Genomic DNA, 16862 nt, shown 5'->3' on the forward strand with positions numbered 1-16862 from the left:
AAGGCCTTGCACCCTCTTTCGAGTTTCCCATGATTGTTCAGGTCTTTTTCGTCGTCTTCCCGATCTTCGCTCTTGTTGGTATCGGCTATCTTGTTGCTAATGTTGGATATCTGGATCGCAGTCTTGGCGATATTCTGAGCAAGTTCTGCGTGAACCTTCTCATCCCTATCCTGTTGTTCCGTAGCCTTGGTTCCGCTGACCTGGATGGCATTTCGCCTTGGGGGTATTGGGCGACTTACTACGGTTCCATGATTGTAGTTGCTTTTCTGGGTGGCTTGCTTGTCCGTATTGGGTTTAAGCGTGAAGCACGTGCAGCTGTGATTGCCGGGCTGACGGCGTCTTTCTCCAACACCGTGTTGGTTGGTATTCCATTGATAGATGCGGTTTATGGAGCTGAGGGAACGCTTTTGATTTCGCTTCTCATTGTGTTCCACGCACCGCTAACCGCGCTGACGTCTTCTGTGTTGATGGAGCGTGCGGTGGTGATTGATGGTCATAAGGCGCCACGCTCCAAGAAAGAGCTTCTGATTGCAGTTGGCAAAGGCTTGTTGGCGAACCCGATCCTGTATGGTGTTGTGGGTGGGCTGCTCTGGAATGTATCAGGTTTGGAAATTCCAAAGTTGGCTGATGACGTTCTGGCTCCACTGGCGAAAGCTGCCTCACCTGTGGCGCTGGTCGCAGTGGGGATGAGCATGGTGAACTACGGTATTCGAGGTAATCTGGCGATTGGTAGCGTGCTGGCGATCATCAAGTCGATCCTAATGCCGTTTGTTGTGTTTGTTGTTGCTGCACACGTGGTGGGCCTACCGTCTGTCTGGGTGGGTGTGGCAACGCTGATCGCAGCGTGCCCGACAGGCGTGTTCTCCTTTATCATGGCCAACCAGTTCGGCACCGGTCATGCCATGTCCACCAACGGCATCGCAATCACCACAGGCATATCGGTCTTCACCGTAAGCTTCTGGCTTTGGTTCATTCAGGTACAGGGGTATTGAGCTACAGACCCAACCTCTCTCTGATTTGTTCAGGAGTGACACCGCTTGCCATTAGTTCGCGGAGGGAGGTGTCCTTGGCGGATTTGGCGAGTTTGCGGCCTGTTTTGTCGAGAATGAGGTCGTGATGTTCGTAGTGCGGCTCTGGCACGTCCAGAAGAGTTTGCAGCAGGCGGTGGACGCTGGTGGCGTGGTAGAGGTCTTTGCCGCGCAGAATGTGGGTGATGCCTTGTAGTGCATCATCTACGACTACTGAGAGGTGGTAGCTGGTTGGGGTGTCTTTGCGGGCAAGGACGACATCGCCCCAGGCTGCCGGGGCGGCTTGAATTTCTCCGTGATGTGCTTCGTTCCAAGAGAGAGATGTACCCGCTAGCTCAATGGCTTTGGCCATGTTGAGGCGCAGGGCATAGGGCACATCGGAGTTCTGAAGGGCTTTTTGTTCTTGTTCAGAGAGAACGCTGTTGTCTCCGGGGTAAAGTGGGGCGCCGTCAGGGTCTCGTGGCCATGGCGTGTCCGATGTATCCTGCTCCGCGACGAAGCGTTTGATCTGGGCGCGGGTGAGGTAGGCTTTGTAGACAAGACCCATTGCTTCCAGCTGTGCAAGTGCCTTGGCGTACTCGCTGAAATGCTCTGACTGTTTGCGAACTGGAGTTTCCCAGTGCAGGCCCAGCCATTTCAGGTCTTCCAGCATATCTTCTTGCAGTTGTGGGGTGCAGCGGACTGTGTCGATATCTTCGATGCGCAGCAGGAACCTACCGCTGTTTTGCTTTGCAGCTGCATCGTTGAGGATGGCCGAATAGGCATGGCCAAGATGGAGGTGGCCGTTGGGTGAAGGGGCAAAGCGATAGACAGGCGAGTTCATTTGCGAAATGGTTCTACTTGGAATATGGACAGCTTGTTATTAGAGCATCTTTGCTTGCTTGAGGAGGGGGCGTTGAGACCTATAAATACGCTTGAGGATATTGAGCGGGAGCTCGCGTCTCTTGTACAGTTAGATGAGCGGCTTGTTCGCGTTGCTGATGTTGCAGGTGAGGTGCCTTTGCGCAGGCGCTCAGCTGATTTTGCCGGACTTTGCAATATCGTGGTGGCGCAGTTGCTTTCTGTGGCGGCTGCGGCGAGCATCTGGGCAAGGTTGGAGGCACTGGTGGTGCCATTTGAGCCGGATGTACTGCTTTCCAAAAGCGATGAGGAACTGCTGGGTGTTGGGCTTTCCAATGCAAAATTGCGGACCTTGAAGGCCATTGCAGAAGAGCTGAAGGCTGGTTTGTGTTTGAACGAGGCGGTGGACTGGCCGGGTGAGGTGGCACACAAGCGGCTTTGTGAGATTAAGGGCATTGGTCCGTGGTCCGCAGATATCTTCCTGCTGTTTTGCGCTGGGCATCCGGATGTGTTTCCGGTTGGAGACGTGGCTTTGCAGGCGGCTGTACAGCATGCGTTTGATCTGGAAGAGCGCCCCAAGGGAAAGGTGCTTGCCGAAATTACTGAGGCATGGTCTCCTCATCGTGGAACTGCGGCGCGATTGTTCTGGTCTTATTATCGCGTGATGAAAGAAGGACGCGAGACCCTGCCAGTTTGAAGGGGGCTGAGCCAATCATGAAATGGAGAGCTGCTTGATGGAATCCAATGATTTTGTGGGTGCTGTGGACGCACAGATTGAACTGCTTCGCGATGGGAAGCCGCTTGAAGCGTTTGATGCATTCTTTGCGTCCTCTGTGCAGATGTATGCCAATGATGTGCTGTTTGCGGATGGCGCTGCTGAAGGTCGTGCCAAGCAAGAGCCGTTTATCTCAGCAGCGCAATCCATCATTGGCAAGATTGAAGATGTTGTGATTGATGAGGCGCGTGGTTTATGCGCCTTCCTCAATCTCAGCCAGTTTGTAGATAGTGCTGGTGTGTTGCAGCAGATTGACGGTTTGTGCTGGCAGCGCTGGGATGCTGGTAAGGTTGTTGAAGAGCGCTATTATGATGGTGCGATGATGAATGTCCTTTTGAAGGATGGTCTGCTTCAAGACCTTGCTGGTCATATGACGATGCAAGAGGCTGAATGAATATGCACGAGCTTGAGTGCATCCGCTTGGAGCCGAGCCATGCACCGATACGTAAACTGCTGGTGTTGCTGCATGGGTATGGCGGTGATGCTGGGGACATGGAGCCGACGGCGCGTGCCTTGCGCGACGAGCTGCCTGAAACCGCTGTTGTTTGCCTGAATGGGCCAGAGCCATGCGCGCATTGGGTTGAGGGGCGGCAGTGGTTTGCGGCCTCTGAGTTTGATGCGCGGGAAATCTGGATTGGTGTGCAGGCTGCTGCGCCGTTGATAAACCGGGTGCTGGATGCCGAGCTGGAGCATTATGGTCTGCTGGAGCGTGACATGGTGCTGGGTGGCTTTTCGCAGGGCGCTATGGTTGCTTTGCATGTGGGGCCTCGGCGTTATTCTGAGGCGGCTGGCTTGCTGAGTTTCTCCGGTGTTTTGGGTGGACCTGAGCATCTGGTGGAGCAGATGGTGGTGCGGCCTCCAGTGATGCTTCTGCATGGCAGTGAGGATGATGTGGTGGCGGCGGCGTATCTTGGGGCTGCTCAAACGGCGCTGGAGAATGCAGGGTTTGATGTGGAAGCGCATGATCTGGAGGGGCTCGATCACTCCATCAATGGCGAGGAACAGGCATTGGCGCTCCGCTTCCTGAAAGAGCGGTTTGGAATTTCAGCGCCAACCACTATCTAAAGGAAGCACAGGCCGGAGGAGGGGTTATATGTTGCAAAGTAAGCGTGCAAAGCAATTTCAGAGTTTTTTGGATGATCGTGGGCTTGGGTTAAAAGTCGTTGAGCTGCCAGAGTCTTCGCGCTCTGCTGCAGAGGCTGCGCAGGCGCTGGGCTGCGCTCAGGAACAGATCGTCAAATCCCTTGTCTTTCAGAAGCTGGATACCGAGGAAGCTATTTTGGTGCTGGCGAGCGGGACGAACCGCGTCAACGAAGACGCCATTTCTACAATCGTTGGTGGGCCGATCGGGCGGCCTGATGCCAAGTTCGTCAGAAACGTCACCGGATTCTCAATTGGCGGTATCCCACCGCTGGGACATAAGCAGGAGCTGACGGTTTTCGTGGATGAAGATCTGTTGAGCTTTGATGAAGTGTGGGCTGCTGCCGGAACGCCGAATGCAGTGTTCATGATGCCCGGAAATTTGCCGGACATTTTGGGAGACCATCAGGTCATCTGCGTGAAGTAGCAGGCTACATTCTGTCTTCGACTGGCCAATGAACGTAGGCTAGGATCCAGAGGAAGATCAGGTTAACCAGGGGAATGAAAGCCAGAATGGTCCAGATCCTTGAAAAGCCGAGACGGTTCAGGATTCTGGCGATTGGAATGACAACAACCAATATCCAGACGATCATGATGACGACTTGCCAAAGGGCGAAGCCTTCCATCATCATTTCATGATCCATGTAACGACCTCCTGTCCATTTGCTTCAGGACCAACTATCTGTTTGATGGTTACAAAGGTCAAAGAAAATATTTATTGATTACAATTGCTTATGACTAATTCATGGGCGTATTTTTAGGGGAAGAAGGACAGACCTATTCCTCCAACAAATGAGGGTACGATGAGCACCGCTCTGATTATTATTGATGTCCAGAAATACTTATTTGATGTGGAGCCGCACCCTTTTGAGCGGGATGAAACGATTGCCCGTATCAACAGACTGAGCGCAAAAGCTCGTGAAGCAGGTGTACCAGTTATCGTTGTTCAGCATGAACGTGCAAACCATCAATTGGCTTATGGTTCTGAGGGATGGGAATTGCCGGACGATCTTGTTGTAACGGACAGTGATTTGAAGATGCGGAAAACTGCACCGGATTCCTTCTACAAAACCAATCTGAAAGAATTGTTGGATGAGCGCGGCATCACGAATCTGACGATCTGCGGGTTTGCTTCAGAGTTCTGCGTAGATACCACGTTCCGCCGTGCGGCTTCGCTTGGGTTTAACCTGCGGCTGGTGAATGATGCGCACACCACGCACGACAAAGAGCACGCTACTGGACAGCAAATCAGAGAGCATCACAACAACACGCTGATTTATCTTCGTGGGTATGAGGGCAGTATTACCGCCCTTCCAGAGGTTGACGTTGAATTTGCGCAGGCAGTGACGGCTTAACTTTCGCGATCTGCGATGTAGCGGGCCAGCGTCTTCAAGGTGTTGGCCTTTGCACCGTATGGCTCCAGCAGTTCATCTGCTTCTGCAATCAAGCGTGAGAGCTCTTGACGGGTGTGGCTTTCACCCAGCAGGCTGACGAGGGTTGCTTTGCCAGCTTCTGCATCTTTGCCCGTTGCCTTGCCAACCACTTCTGCATCGCCAGTCAAGTCCAGCAGGTCATCTGCCAGCTGGAACGCCAGACCGATGATTTCGCCAAAACGGGTGAGGCGAGCGATGTCGTCTTCTGTGGCATTTGCGAGCATCGCGCCTGCACGGCATGCATAACGAATGAGGGCGCCGGTCTTCATCGCCTGTAGCTGACGGATCTCAGCTTCTGTTCTGTCGCGATGTTCAGAGGCCAGGTCGAGCATCTGGCCGCCTGCCATACCGCCGATGCCGGATGCGCGGGCGAGTTCCCGAGACAATCGCAGACGAATGGCCGGATCAGGATGCACCTGCTCATCAGCAATGAAATCAAATGCGATCGTGAGCAGTGCATCCCCTGCAAGGATCGCCGTTGCCTCGTCAAATGCCTTATGGGTTGTTGGACGGCCACGACGCACATCGTCATCATCCATTGCAGGCAGGTCGTCATGGGCGAGGGAGTAGCAGTGAATGCATTCCAGTGCTGACGCAGCTACAAGCGTGCCTTCATCTTCGTGACCGAACAAACGGGCAGCTTCCACCATGAGAACCGGGCGCAGGCGTTTGCCGCCGGACAGCGCTGCGTAGTTCATCGCTTCCAACAAGCGTTCGGGGCGGGCCAACTCCTCAGAACGAGCTGTCTCCCCTAATAGAGAGGTGAGCTTTTCTTCAAGAGACTGAGCGGTTTCGGTGATGACCGATTTTAAAGCAACAGACACAGAACCCCATCCCAAACGAGCAATTAAAATACAACAGATTTGAAAGTGCTTACCTATTCGACAGATAGCACGTTGATCGTTTGTCCCGAAAACAGCCCAACGTCAAGTGAAATGGCGTGTTACCGTAAGGTTCCTGCGGATTTTCGCCCCGTAAATATTCGGGTGAGATTTCCTGCGGAGTTGCCTTGTGGCTGTTTTTTTCTTTAGGTTAAATCTAAAGTTACCTAAGGTCATATAATAAGAGCCTCGCAATAAGGCGCCCTAGTAAGTCAGCTATAAGAGATGATAGGGGGAATAGAAATGCGTGCACTTTCGAAGATTTTGTCGAGTTTTGTCCAAAAAGGGCAACTTGTAATTTTTGACGCCAAAGACAAAAAGCATGTTTTTGGTAGCGATGAAAGCGGCCCCTCCGCTGCATTGCGTTTTCACAGTCAGAAGCTTCCCTACACACTTCTGATTGATCCTGAACTGAAAGCAGCTGAAGCCTATATGGATGGCTTGATCACCATGGAGCCGGGTCACACTTTGAATGATCTGGTTGCTGTGTTTATGGCGAATGACGGCCTGCTTACAGAACATCCTATTCAACGAATTCTAACCTTCATGAAAGACGGCCATACGCGGCGGCGACTTGGCCTGAACCTGAAGAAAAACAAAGCGCAGGTGCGTCATCACTACGATCTGTCGACGGATTTGTATCGATTGTTTTTGGATGACGGGCTCAATTATAGTTGTGCTTATTACCGGACGCCTGAAGATACGCTTGAAGAAGCCCAACAGGCCAAGCTGGATCATCTGGTTGCCAAGCTGGACCTGAAGCCAGGCATGTCAGTGCTTGAAATTGGCGGTGGTTGGGGTTCTCTGGCTATTCGCATGGCGCAGACTGGTGCGCAGGTGACCTCTCTCAACGTTTCTACCGAGCAGATCAAAATTGCTGAAGAGCGGGTGAAAGCTGCCGGTCTTGAAGGCAAGGTTGATTTTGTATGTCTGGACTACAACGAGTTTGAAGGTGAGTTTGACCGCGTTGTTTCTGTCGGCATGATGGAACATGTTGGTCACGGCAATCTGGGTGCTTACTTTGCCAAGGTCAGAGACTGTCTGAAGCAGGATGGATATGCTGTCATTCACTCGATTGGTCGCAGTGGACCTCCGGGTGTGACTGGCCCATTCCTGAGCAAGTACATCTTTCCAGGTGGGTATTGTCCTGCTCTTTCAGAGACTTTTGCCGATATTGAGAAAACGGGTCTTTGGGTCTGTGATAACGAGATCTTACGGCTGCATTACTACTACACCCTGAGAGACTGGCGCCTTAATTTTGAGCGTAACCGGGACAAGATCAAAGAGTTGTATGACGAGCGCTTCTGCAAAATGTGGGAGTTCTATCTGTCAGGCTGCGAAATGAACTTCCTGCACGGGCGGCTCATGGTGTTCCAGTTGATCCTGTCTAAAGAACGGGATGCTGTACCGATCATCCGTGACTTCATTGGTGACAATGAGCAGGCGATGATTTCTCATCGTGATGATCGCAGAAAAACGGCATAAATTGCTCTGCGCTAAAGAGAGGACTCCGGAATTAGTTCCGGGGTTTGTTAGGGTGGATCATTGACGCCCAGTGAAATCATTGGCTACTTTCCCGATGTTTAGAATGCATGGGTGAAAGCAGGTCGTTGGTGTTTGACGATATTACATTGCCCTCGCAAAGGCGGCGAGAGGGCATTTTCAACTTTTCCGAACCGGGTAAGTCGACAGCCTATGCCGTTTTGTTTGCGCTGTTGCTTGGTCAGTTCGCGGCGCATCGGTTTTACCTGCGTAAGCTCGGCAGTGCCGTTGTCATCAACTGTCTGAACATTACGGCAGTTTTGATCCTGATCCCGTTGCTCATGGGATTGGAGGGGCATAATTTGATTGCTGATCTGACGACAGGCGAGTGGATCGGCTTCGGTGTTGCCATCGGTATGGCGATGATCGCGAACATCTGGGTGCTTATCGATCTGATCGTGCTGATTGTATTGCTCGTTCGCGAGAGTTTTTAGGGCAGAGTGTTGCTAAGGCTTGGCCCTTTCAAGTTTGCCTAGGATGAATTCATAGCCCCTAGTTAGATGCCTTAAATATCGGGAGGTGTCTTGATCGATAATGCGTGTCAGCCTCTGAGTGTGATTGAAGCTCACCGGAGGTCGTAGTCATGAGCGATCAAACCGCCAATTCTTCTGGTAACAGAAGTTTCTTTTATCTCAAGAACCCGCATAAATCTGCTGTGGTGACAGTGATCCTGTCGCTCTTTCTGGGCGGTTTGGGGCTGCATCGGTTTTATCTTGGTAAGCCGCTGAGTGGAGCTGTGATGCTCGTTCTTTCTTTGGTCACGGGTTTTCTGATTGTGAGCGGTCTGAACCGGATGGAGACATTGGACCCCAACGGGATGCTGATTGTTGTCAGTGGAGCCTTGGGGTTAGGAATGATTGTTTCCGCGTGGGCGCTGGTTGATTTGCTGATCATCCTTGTGGGGGTGTTCAATACGCCTTCCATCCCTGATGAGGTTCGCTAAAGCAGCCCGCATTTAAGTTGAAACACCTGAGCTGCTTTAGTCTTTGTTTTTGCGTATCTTTATCCGAAAACCGGTTTCCACTTTTCGGAGATACGCTGTAGGCTCATGACAAAGAAAAAGCCGAAGCTGGGGGGCTTCGGCTTAGCTCTTGGAGCCAGTTTAGGCATCGCCTGTTATTCGGGGCACGAATAATCCTGGGAGGGGATTAAACAGGGCGAAACCCTATAGAGAGGCGCTTGTGGTTATTCAGCTGCTTCCAATTCCAGTTCTGATGCTTCAAGGGCGACAGCAGCAGATTGGATGATTGATGCGAAACGAACAGCTGTTTGCACCATCTCGGCAGTTACACCAGCCTTGCGCAGGATAGCTTCATGGCTATCAATGCACATGCCACAGCCGTTGATGGCGGATACAGCAAGCGACCACAATTCAAAATCGACTTTGTCTACGCCCGGCTTGCCAATCACGTTCATGCGCAATTTGGCAGGCATAGTTCCGTACTGCTCATTTGAGGAGAGGTGTACGAAGCGGTAGTAGATGTTGTTCATGCTCATGATTGATACAGCAGCTTTGGCGGCGCTCATGGCTTCTGCGGACAGGTGCGGAGCAGCTTCTGCGATCAGGGCCTTCTTCACGTCTGCATTGCGGGTGGCGATGGCGCAAGCGACGATCAGGCCGTATTTCTGTTGAGCAGTCAGAGATTCATCAGTTCCCATAGAGCCAAGATTCAAACGAACGTCCTTAGCAAAGTCACCAAGGCGGGATTTCAAGGAATCGATGGACATGATGTTTCTCCTAATGATTTTGGCAATGGGCCACGTGCAAAGTGATGGTTTTTAGTTTTTGGTGCGCAAACTCTTCCGAAACCTGGTTTTTATTGTTTTCGGAAGTACGCTAAAAAGACCGGAGCCTGCGATTTTTCGCTTTATATGCTCCGGTCCTGATTGTTCCAGACTTAGAGCTTGATGCCTTCATGTGCATTCAGACATCAAGCTCTAAGTCTTTGTTTTTTGTCGTATTCTTACCCGAAAACCGGAACCACTTTTCGGGAATACGCATTAAGCTGCGATTACGTCGCCGCCAACTTCACGGTTACATGGGCAGAGTTCGTCGGTCTGCAGAGCGTCGAGAACGCGCAGGGTGTCTTTCGGGTTACGGCCAACGTTCAGGTTGGTTGCGTAGATGTGCTGGATGGTGTTTTCGTTGTCGACAACGAAGGTGTAGCGGTATGCAACGCCGTCTGGGGAGCGAACGCCAAGGCCATCGATCAGGGAACCGTTGGTGTCAGCGAATGCCCAGATTGGCAGCTTGTCGAGGTCTGCGTGGTCACGGCGCCATGCCAGCTTACAGAATTCGTTGTCGGAAGAACCGCCGAGTACAACTGCGTCACGGTCTTCAAACTCACTTGCAAGGCGAGCGAATTCAGCGATTTCGGTTGGGCATACGAAAGTGAAGTCTTTTGGGTAGAAGAAGATTACTTTCCACTTACCTTCGAAGCTTTTTTCAGTGATTGCTTCAAATGCGCTTTCGCCGTTTTCTTCGTGGTTGTTGAAACCAGGCTTTACGCCAACTACTTCAAATTCTGGAAGCTTTTCGCCGATACCGAGCATGGTACTCTCCTAAATATGGAATGACGCCAGAGCGCGTCGATTAGTGATTCTCATGAAGACCTGGAAAATAGGTCTTCGTTGGGGTCTTTATGCAACTCTTGATTTGATCGGTCAAAACGATAATAACGAAGAAGTCCATCGATTTTTTCGATGGGCATGCTAAGTTGTCTCGGGATTGGCCAAATTCCGCCAAAACTTAGAGAAATTCTAATCTATGAGCTTTGATCTGTGTCATCTGGTCGCACAATGTTACCCACATTAAAACAGCTTCAGTACTTCAAATCGCTGGCCAAACACCTGTCTTTTTCGAAGGCAGCAGAGGCTTGTTTCATCACGCAATCAACGCTTTCTGCCTCGATCAAGCAGTTGGAAGGCATACTTGGATGCGAGCTGCTGGACCGCTCTGGTCGCACGCTCGTTCTGACTGAAGCGGGAGAGAAGGTGCTTGAGAGGGCATCCTTGCTGTTGCGTGATGCGGAGGACCTTGTGCAGGGGGCTCGTGCGCAGAACAAGCCGTTGTGTGGCCGGTTCCGGTTGGGGGTGATCCCGTCTGTCGCTCCGTTTCTGCTGCCGCGCTTTCTGCCTCAGCTCAGAGAGCTTTATCCTGAGCTGCAATTGTTCCTTCGTGAGGATCTGTCGCGCAATCTGATGATTGCTTTGCGGGAAGGGCGCATTGATGCGGCACTGATGGCGCTGCCCTATGATACGACGGGGTTTAAATCTGCCGAGATTGGAAGAGATGATTTTTATCTGGCCGTGCCGAGCGTACACGCGCTGGCTGGCGCCCATGAAGTGATGATGGAAGATCTGGCAGATGAGGTGTTGTTGCTGCTGGAAGATGGCCACTGTTTGCGAAACCATGTGCTTGCCGCAACGGGAGGGCGTATGCTGACGGCAAATGAAGATGTACAAGCCACATCTTTATCAACACTTGTGCAAATGGTGGATAACGGCATCGGCGTCACTTTGGTGCCACGTATTGCAGTAGATGCAGATATCGACCGCGGGACCTCTTTGAAGCTGATCAAAATTGCCGACAAGAATGCGCGCCGGACGATTGGAATGGTCTGGAGGCGTAAATCTTCTTTTGAAGGAAATGCAAAATTACTTTGCAAGGCTCTGGAACGCTTTATGGTTGAAACTCAAAGAGACGTCTCGGTTCCTCAAGATGTATCGGAGAAGAGTGCTTGAAAAAAGCGCATTCAAAGGAGAAACCAGAGCCATTAAAGCGCAGGATCAGGCGTTGGGTGTTGCGTACACTCGGGGTGCTTGTGGCTTTGCCGGTGGTGTTGACCCTGCTGTATTCTGTGGTTCCTCCATATTCCAGTTTGATGCTGTTTCGCGTTGTGACTGGTCAGCCCGTTTGGCGAGAATGGGTGCCTTTGGAAGAAATTTCCGTTAATTTACAACGTTCTGTGGTTGTCTCCGAGGATGCTACCTTCTGCACTCATGGCGGTGTTGACTGGCCTGCTGTGCGTGGGCAGGCCTGGAAGTTGTTTGAAGGCAAGCGGCCTCGGGGGGCGAGTACCATCACTATGCAGCTTGCGAAGAACCTGTTCCTCTGGAATGACAGGGATTATCTGCGCAAAGTGCTGGAGGTACCTCTGGCGATGCTCATCGATACGGTGCTGTCAAAGCGGCGGGTGTTGGAGATCTATCTGAACGTTGCTGAATGGGGTCCGGGGATCTTTGGAGTGGAAGCTGCATCGCAAACTTTCTTTGGGAAAAGTGCTGCAAAACTTTCTGCGACTCAGGCCTCTTTGCTGGCTACAGCGCTCCCAAATCCAATTGCCAGGAACCCTGCAAAACCTAGCTCTGGACATCGCAGGCTTGCCGGTATAAACCGTAGCCGAGCTCAGGTGGCCGGCGAAGTGCTTAACTGTATTTCGGCGCCGGAGAGGTAGTGCGAAATTATTTTCGTATAAGGACTGGCAAATCCTTCTGTTTGCCTGTATAACCCCCGCCAATCTGAGAGATTGTGTATTTCGCACGTTAACGCCGCGCTTGAGTGGCGCGTGCGCATGTGACGAGAGAGAGAGCTACAATGGCTGTTCCTAAGAAAAAAGTATCGCGTATGAAGCGCGGCTTTCGCCGTTCTACTGATGCTCTGGCACAACCAGCTTACGTGGAAGACAAGGATTCCGGCGAACTTCGTCGCCCGCACCATGTTGACCTGAAGAGTGGTATGTACCGGGGTCGTCAGATCCTTCAGGCTAAAGACGACGCTTAAGTCTGAAGCGATCAGCGCGAGTTGATTTTGAGAAAGCCGTCCCTCGGGGCGGCTTTTTCTTTTTGTGGTGGTGAGAGAAGGTACCCGGATATAGAGCACAGTAAAACCGCCCCAAAGTGAGGCGGTTTTTGTCATGCAACAACTACCAAGTATGGCAAACTCTAATTTGTGGCCTCTTGGATTGCTTGCAAAATGGCGTTGTAGTCGTATGACCTTGGTTGCCAGTCTGACAGCCAACTTGTGCAATCCCTTGAGTTGTAGATATTGTCTTTAAGGGGGCTATCTTCACTATTGAAGATATGAAGAAGCGGCATGTCTGAGCCTGCTTTCTCCCATTTTTTCCAGTTTGCATCAGGACCTGTTGTGTCGTGATTTTTTGCAAATGCAGCCCATGCAGTATTCATCTTCACTGCTAGTTTTTGCAAGGATGGATCACTGTTTGCCGGTAGTGAGTTGAAGACAAATGGGAGTTCTGCTGCGTGACATGAGTTGTCCCATTGGTTGGCAGCGGCGCATACATTATTGAGTTTAACTGTACGAACCTTATTATCTGGCGGATCTAAATCCTGGATCGCATCTGTTTGGGTGAAATAATAGGCCCAAACTGGTTTCTGGTTAGAACTTTGATTTGCAAACATGTTTGAGCAGGAAAATGCAAAGTCATTGATAAGGTCAGAAAGAGCAGTATCAACGTTATCAATAAGTCCGCCCATTTGAACAGGCGAGAAATTGTAAGCAGGATTATACCGGTCTTGTTTCATTAAGTTGTTTGGGCACGCGTTTGTTGAGCATTTAAATAAGCTTTTGACCAGAGTACGATACTCAAAGGCTGTCAAAGCTGTTCCTGCTAAATTTGCGAAGTAAACGCCCTCGTCTTTGTTAAAGCCAAAAATTAGGGGCTTGGGGCTACCGTGGCGAATCTGCTCTGAGGGTTGTGCGGTAACAAAGGAGCCGTCCACGATTGGAGCAAATGGTAACGCTGCTGGTAAGCCGACGAATACATTGCTTATATTTCCAGCATACATTTTTTGAGCAGTGATAATGTCCTCAGTGGTTATTTTATCTTGTGGCGGGAGTTGGTCTGATTGTGCATCAGAGCATTTTGTTTTCCCTTCTATAGTAGCGTTTATGCACTTTATGAATTTCGTAGCCTGAGTATTTCCTTGCTTAGCTGTACGGTATTTGTAACCGATCGGATTACTTTCCATTATTGCAGCATGGAAGTCACTTTTCGCCTGATCTGAAGATAGTAAGTGTAGGCCAGTTGACATTGCGCCTGCGCTCTCTCCGAAGAGGGTGACGTTGTTTTTATCACCACCTAATGCTGCAATGTTTTCTTGCACCCACTTTAAGGCTGCAACTTGGTCCTGCAGGCCATAGTTGCCACCGACTTGCGCGTCAGAAGTACCCGTAGAACCAAGGTCTATGAAGCCAAGTGCCCCAAGCCGATAGTTCAAAGTTACGAGGACCACACTCTGCTCAGTGGCAAAGCTCGTACCATCATAAAGTACCTTTTGTGTGCTCTTATCTGGAAAGTCTGGTGGGTAAGCTGCGCTACTACTACCGGAAATAAAACCACCACCATGAATGAAGACCATCACAGGATGACTCGCTTTTGAGTTCTCTTCTGTTTTCGGAGTCCAGATATTTAGGTAGAGGCAATCTTCGTCTTGTTTAACGCCAGCTGGTGGAGGGCCTGGGTAATTAGGTTGAGGGCAAATAGGGCCAAACTTAGTCGCGGGAGTCTTGGGACCATAGCTTGTGACCATCTCAGAAGGTGTCCAACGATCTGCTGTTGCGTACTGAATGCCTTTGAAGACGCTGTATTCTTTACCGTCGTTAGACTGAGTTTCTCCGCAGATAGATCCACCGCTATCTAAAGGCACACAGTATTCATCTGCTGCTGCACTCATGGATAATGCACTGCATCCGAGGCCGATTAGTGTGGCGGCGGCGAGGTGTAGGGGTCTCATTGTTTTGTCTCACTTCATTTTGAGATTGACGAAGCAAGTATGAAACTGAGAGGCGGAATATCTGGTTGAGTCTACAAAGGAAAACTTGCGAGCTTTGGTAGCATTCAGGAAACAATGAATTATCAATATTGATAATGTGGCATGGCAGCAAAAAGCCGCAGCTGGTTGAACTGCGGCTTTGAAGCTTACGGTGTCGGCTGTTCTGCGTATTAGCCGTTTGCGACGTATTGGGCGCCGTTGATGGTCATGACGGAGCCGGTGACGAAGGCTGCGGCTGTGGAGGCGAGGTAGCAGACCATGCCTGCGATCTCTTCTGCCTTACCGAGGCGACCCACCGGGATCTGGCCGATGATGCCTTCCAGAACCTTCTCAGGGACAGCAGCGACCATATCAGTGTCGATATAGCCTGGGCAGATGCAGTTCACGGTGATGCCCTTGCGCGCTGTTTCTTGCGCCAGTGCTTTTGTGAAGCCGATCACGCCTGCTTTTGCTGCGGAGTAGTTGGTCTGGCCGATCTGGCCTTTCTGTCCATTGATGGAAGAAATGTTGATGATGCGGCCAATGCCACGCTCGCGCATGCCATCCAGAACCGGGCGGCTCATTGTGAACATTGAGTCGAGGTTGGTTTTCATCACGGCGGTCCACTGGTCATAATCCATCTTGTGGAACCAGCCATCGCGGGTGATGCCCGCGTTGTTTACGAGAACTTCGACCGGGCCGAGCTCTTCTGCCACCTGAGCAATACCTGCTTCACAGGCCTTAGGGTCCGCTACATCCCATTTGTAAACACTGATGCCGGTTTCTGCGCTGAATTTATCAGCCGCTTCCGTGTTGCCTGCATACGTTGCGGCAACTGTGTATCCTGCATCCTTCAATCCTTTGGAAATCGCTGCGCCGATGCCACGCGTTCCTCCGGTTACAATTGCTACCCTGCTCATCGATATACTCCCCGCCTTAGGAATAAAATATTGGAACCCACTACTACAGGTAATAATAATGACGGAGCAAAGACAACTCCGTCATTAGTTAGGGAATTGACTTGAACTTTACGCAGGGACCATAAAGCTCAATTATTCCAATTAGGTGACATTACTACCAATGTTGAGGTTATTTTCTCTCAACACACAGTGCGATACCCATACCTCCACCAATGCATAGGGTTGCCAGGCCTTTTTTCTTCTCTTCGCGCTTCATTTCATGCAGAAGAGTTACAAGTACTCGCGCGCCGGATGCACCAATTGGATGACCAAGAGCGATTGCGCCGCCGTTGACGTTGAGCTTGTCTGAGTCGATTCCCAGTTCCTGACCAACGGCAAGAGCCTGCGCTGCGAAGGCTTCGTTTGCTTCGATGAGGTCGAGGTCATCAATAGCCCAGCCAGCTTTTTCGAGTGCTTTTTTAGAAGCAGGGATTGGGCCAAGACCCATGTATGCAGGATCAACACCAGCAGTTGCCCATGACTTGATGGTTGCCAGCGGTTTCAGGCCACGCTTTTCAGCTGCATCTGCGCTCATCAAAACAAGAGCTGCTGCACCATCGTTGATGCCGGATGCGTTGGCTGCGGTTACGGTGCCTTCTTTTTTGAATGCCGGGCGCAGTTTCTGCATTGTGGAGATTTCAGCGCCCATGCGGATGAATTCATCATCTTCCACCACGCGCTCAGTTCTGCGCTCTTTTACGGTGATTGGAGTGATTTCGTCTTTGAACTTGCCAGCTTTCAGAGCAGCTTCCGCTTTGTTCTGAGAGGAGACAGCGAACTCGTCCTGAGCTTCACGGGTGATCTGGTACTTTTCTGCGATGTTTTCTGCAGTGATACCCATGTGATAGCCTTGGAACGCATCAATCAGGCCGTCCTTCAGCATGGTGTCGGTCATGGAGTAGTCACCCATTTTCACGCCGGCACGCAAGCTCTGGCAGTGTGGGGACAGGGTCATGTTTTCCTGACCGCCTGCAACGATGATATCTGCATCGCCAGACTGGATCTGCTGCATGCCCATAGCGACAGCGCGCAGGCCTGACCCGCAAACCTGGTTGATGACGATAGCGGTCGAATCATCTGCCATGCCAGCGTTGATCGCTGCCTGACGTGCCGGGTTCTGACCGAGACCAGAAGTGAGCACGTGGCCGAAGATAACTTCGTTGACGTCGTTTGCTTCCACTTTCGCCTGATCAAGTGCTGACTTGATAACCGCGGTGCCGAGGTCTTGAGCTGGGGTGTTGGCGTAGGACCCGTTGAAGGATCCGATTGGGGTACGTGTCGCGCTTACAATTACAACATCATTAGGCGAGGTCATGTGCAATTCTCCAATATTTGTGCAATGCGGGACTTCTTATTCGCACGCAAATCACCAGGGCGGGCAGCCATGCTGGTGCAATGCAGCATAAGAGATCCTTCGAACTCGTAGAATACCTAATGGGCAGACTATTCAATTTGTAGGGGGGAAAGCCAGATGAATTCGATAATTCCAA

At 51.1% G+C, this 16862-nt stretch carries 20 protein-coding genes; 12 read left to right on the plus strand and 8 right to left on the minus strand.

The window, feature by feature from the left end:
* Positions 1-29 precede the first annotated feature (29 nt).
* A complete protein-coding gene (locus DHN43_RS11395) occupies positions 30-992 on the plus strand; it encodes an AEC family transporter (protein WP_108818651.1) in 963 nt (320 codons plus the stop codon).
* Between the two features lies 1 nt (position 993).
* Here the strand turns inward: DHN43_RS11395 and gluQRS are convergent, their stop codons facing one another.
* Positions 994-1851, minus strand: coding sequence for a tRNA glutamyl-Q(34) synthetase GluQRS (gene gluQRS, locus DHN43_RS11400; protein ID WP_108818652.1), 858 nt, complete (start codon positions 1849-1851; stop codon positions 994-996).
* A 72-nt stretch (positions 1852-1923) separates the two neighbouring features.
* Between gluQRS and DHN43_RS11405 the strand changes: the two genes are divergently transcribed.
* The 4 genes from DHN43_RS11405 to DHN43_RS11420 are packed head-to-tail and all read left to right on the plus strand — an operon-like array spanning position 1924 to position 4210.
* Complete coding sequence (locus DHN43_RS11405; RefSeq protein ID WP_063286151.1) at positions 1924-2565, plus strand: DNA-3-methyladenine glycosylase family protein; 642 nt, start codon at positions 1924-1926, stop codon at positions 2563-2565.
* 37 nt (positions 2566-2602) lie between these two features.
* Complete coding sequence (locus tag DHN43_RS11410) at positions 2603-3037, plus strand: hypothetical protein (protein WP_108818653.1); 435 nt, start codon at positions 2603-2605, stop codon at positions 3035-3037.
* On the plus strand, positions 3034-3708 hold the full coding sequence (locus tag DHN43_RS11415) for an alpha/beta hydrolase (protein ID WP_208995229.1): 675 nt from the start codon (positions 3034-3036) through the stop codon (positions 3706-3708). Before DHN43_RS11410 ends, DHN43_RS11415 begins: the two co-directional genes overlap by 4 nt.
* A gap of 28 nt (positions 3709-3736) precedes the next feature.
* The gene (locus DHN43_RS11420) at positions 3737-4210 is read left to right on the plus strand and encodes a YbaK/EbsC family protein (RefSeq protein WP_108818654.1); all 474 of its coding nucleotides are present in this window, start codon (positions 3737-3739) and stop codon (positions 4208-4210) included.
* 4 nt (positions 4211-4214) lie between these two features.
* Here the strand turns inward: DHN43_RS11420 and DHN43_RS11425 are convergent, their stop codons facing one another.
* Complete coding sequence (locus tag DHN43_RS11425) at positions 4215-4427, minus strand: hypothetical protein (RefSeq protein WP_057464696.1); 213 nt, start codon at positions 4425-4427, stop codon at positions 4215-4217.
* 159 nt (positions 4428-4586) lie between these two features.
* On the opposite strand from DHN43_RS11425, the gene DHN43_RS11430 reads away from it, so the two are divergent.
* Positions 4587-5138, plus strand: a complete 552-nt coding sequence (locus DHN43_RS11430; protein WP_108818655.1) for a cysteine hydrolase family protein — start codon at positions 4587-4589, stop codon at positions 5136-5138.
* Here DHN43_RS11430 and DHN43_RS11435 read toward each other — a convergent pair.
* The gene (locus DHN43_RS11435) at positions 5135-6040 is read right to left on the minus strand and encodes a polyprenyl synthetase family protein (RefSeq protein WP_108818656.1); all 906 of its coding nucleotides are present in this window, start codon (positions 6038-6040) and stop codon (positions 5135-5137) included. The two genes, DHN43_RS11430 and DHN43_RS11435, sit on opposite strands and share 4 nt — an antisense overlap.
* Before the next feature lie 300 nt (positions 6041-6340).
* Between DHN43_RS11435 and DHN43_RS11440 the strand changes: the two genes are divergently transcribed.
* The 3 genes from DHN43_RS11440 (at position 6341) to DHN43_RS11450 (ending at position 8582) form a co-directional block, all read left to right on the plus strand.
* Positions 6341-7582 carry an SAM-dependent methyltransferase gene (locus tag DHN43_RS11440; RefSeq protein WP_057464699.1) on the plus strand — a complete coding sequence of 414 codons (1242 nt, stop codon included), beginning with the start codon at positions 6341-6343 and terminating at the stop codon, positions 7580-7582.
* Between the two features lie 128 nt (positions 7583-7710).
* The gene (locus tag DHN43_RS11445; RefSeq protein WP_208989539.1) at positions 7711-8073 is read left to right on the plus strand and encodes an NINE protein; all 363 of its coding nucleotides are present in this window, start codon (positions 7711-7713) and stop codon (positions 8071-8073) included.
* Between the two features lie 149 nt (positions 8074-8222).
* On the plus strand, positions 8223-8582 hold the full coding sequence (locus DHN43_RS11450; protein ID WP_108818657.1) for an NINE protein: 360 nt from the start codon (positions 8223-8225) through the stop codon (positions 8580-8582).
* Between the two features lie 242 nt (positions 8583-8824).
* On the opposite strand, the gene DHN43_RS11455 is transcribed toward DHN43_RS11450, so the two are convergent.
* Entirely contained in the window at positions 8825-9367 is a 543-nt protein-coding gene (locus DHN43_RS11455) for a carboxymuconolactone decarboxylase family protein (RefSeq protein ID WP_057464702.1), read from the minus strand.
* A 273-nt stretch (positions 9368-9640) separates the two neighbouring features.
* Positions 9641-10192 (minus strand): peroxiredoxin, encoded by a 552-nt coding sequence (locus tag DHN43_RS11460; protein WP_057464703.1) that lies wholly within the window; start codon positions 10190-10192, stop codon positions 9641-9643.
* Positions 10193-10438: 246 nt separating this feature from the next.
* Between DHN43_RS11460 and DHN43_RS11465 the strand changes: the two genes are divergently transcribed.
* From DHN43_RS11465 to rpmF, 3 genes are all read left to right on the plus strand, one after another.
* Positions 10439-11383, plus strand: coding sequence for a hydrogen peroxide-inducible genes activator (locus DHN43_RS11465; protein WP_108818658.1), 945 nt, complete (start codon positions 10439-10441; stop codon positions 11381-11383).
* A gap of 56 nt (positions 11384-11439) precedes the next feature.
* The gene (gene mtgA, locus DHN43_RS11470) at positions 11440-12096 is read left to right on the plus strand and encodes a monofunctional biosynthetic peptidoglycan transglycosylase (protein ID WP_306418671.1); all 657 of its coding nucleotides are present in this window, start codon (positions 11440-11442) and stop codon (positions 12094-12096) included.
* A gap of 140 nt (positions 12097-12236) precedes the next feature.
* Entirely contained in the window at positions 12237-12422 is a 186-nt protein-coding gene (gene rpmF, locus DHN43_RS11475) for a 50S ribosomal protein L32 (protein ID WP_057464705.1), read from the plus strand.
* A 161-nt stretch (positions 12423-12583) separates the two neighbouring features.
* Here rpmF and DHN43_RS11480 read toward each other — a convergent pair whose 3' ends face one another.
* The 3 genes from DHN43_RS11480 to DHN43_RS11490 all read right to left on the minus strand — a co-directional run bounded on the left by DHN43_RS11480 (position 12584) and on the right by DHN43_RS11490 (position 16687).
* Complete coding sequence (locus DHN43_RS11480) at positions 12584-14335, minus strand: carboxylesterase family protein (protein WP_159096830.1); 1752 nt, start codon at positions 14333-14335, stop codon at positions 12584-12586.
* 269 nt (positions 14336-14604) lie between these two features.
* A complete protein-coding gene (phbB, locus tag DHN43_RS11485) occupies positions 14605-15333 on the minus strand; it encodes an acetoacetyl-CoA reductase (protein ID WP_057464706.1) in 729 nt (242 codons plus the stop codon).
* A gap of 169 nt (positions 15334-15502) precedes the next feature.
* The gene (locus tag DHN43_RS11490; RefSeq protein ID WP_108818660.1) at positions 15503-16687 is read right to left on the minus strand and encodes an acetyl-CoA C-acetyltransferase; all 1185 of its coding nucleotides are present in this window, start codon (positions 16685-16687) and stop codon (positions 15503-15505) included.
* Positions 16688-16862 lie beyond the last annotated feature (175 nt).

It is taken from the genome of Pseudovibrio sp. Alg231-02 (assembly GCF_900143565.1).
Classification (GTDB): domain Bacteria; phylum Pseudomonadota; class Alphaproteobacteria; order Rhizobiales; family Stappiaceae; genus Pseudovibrio.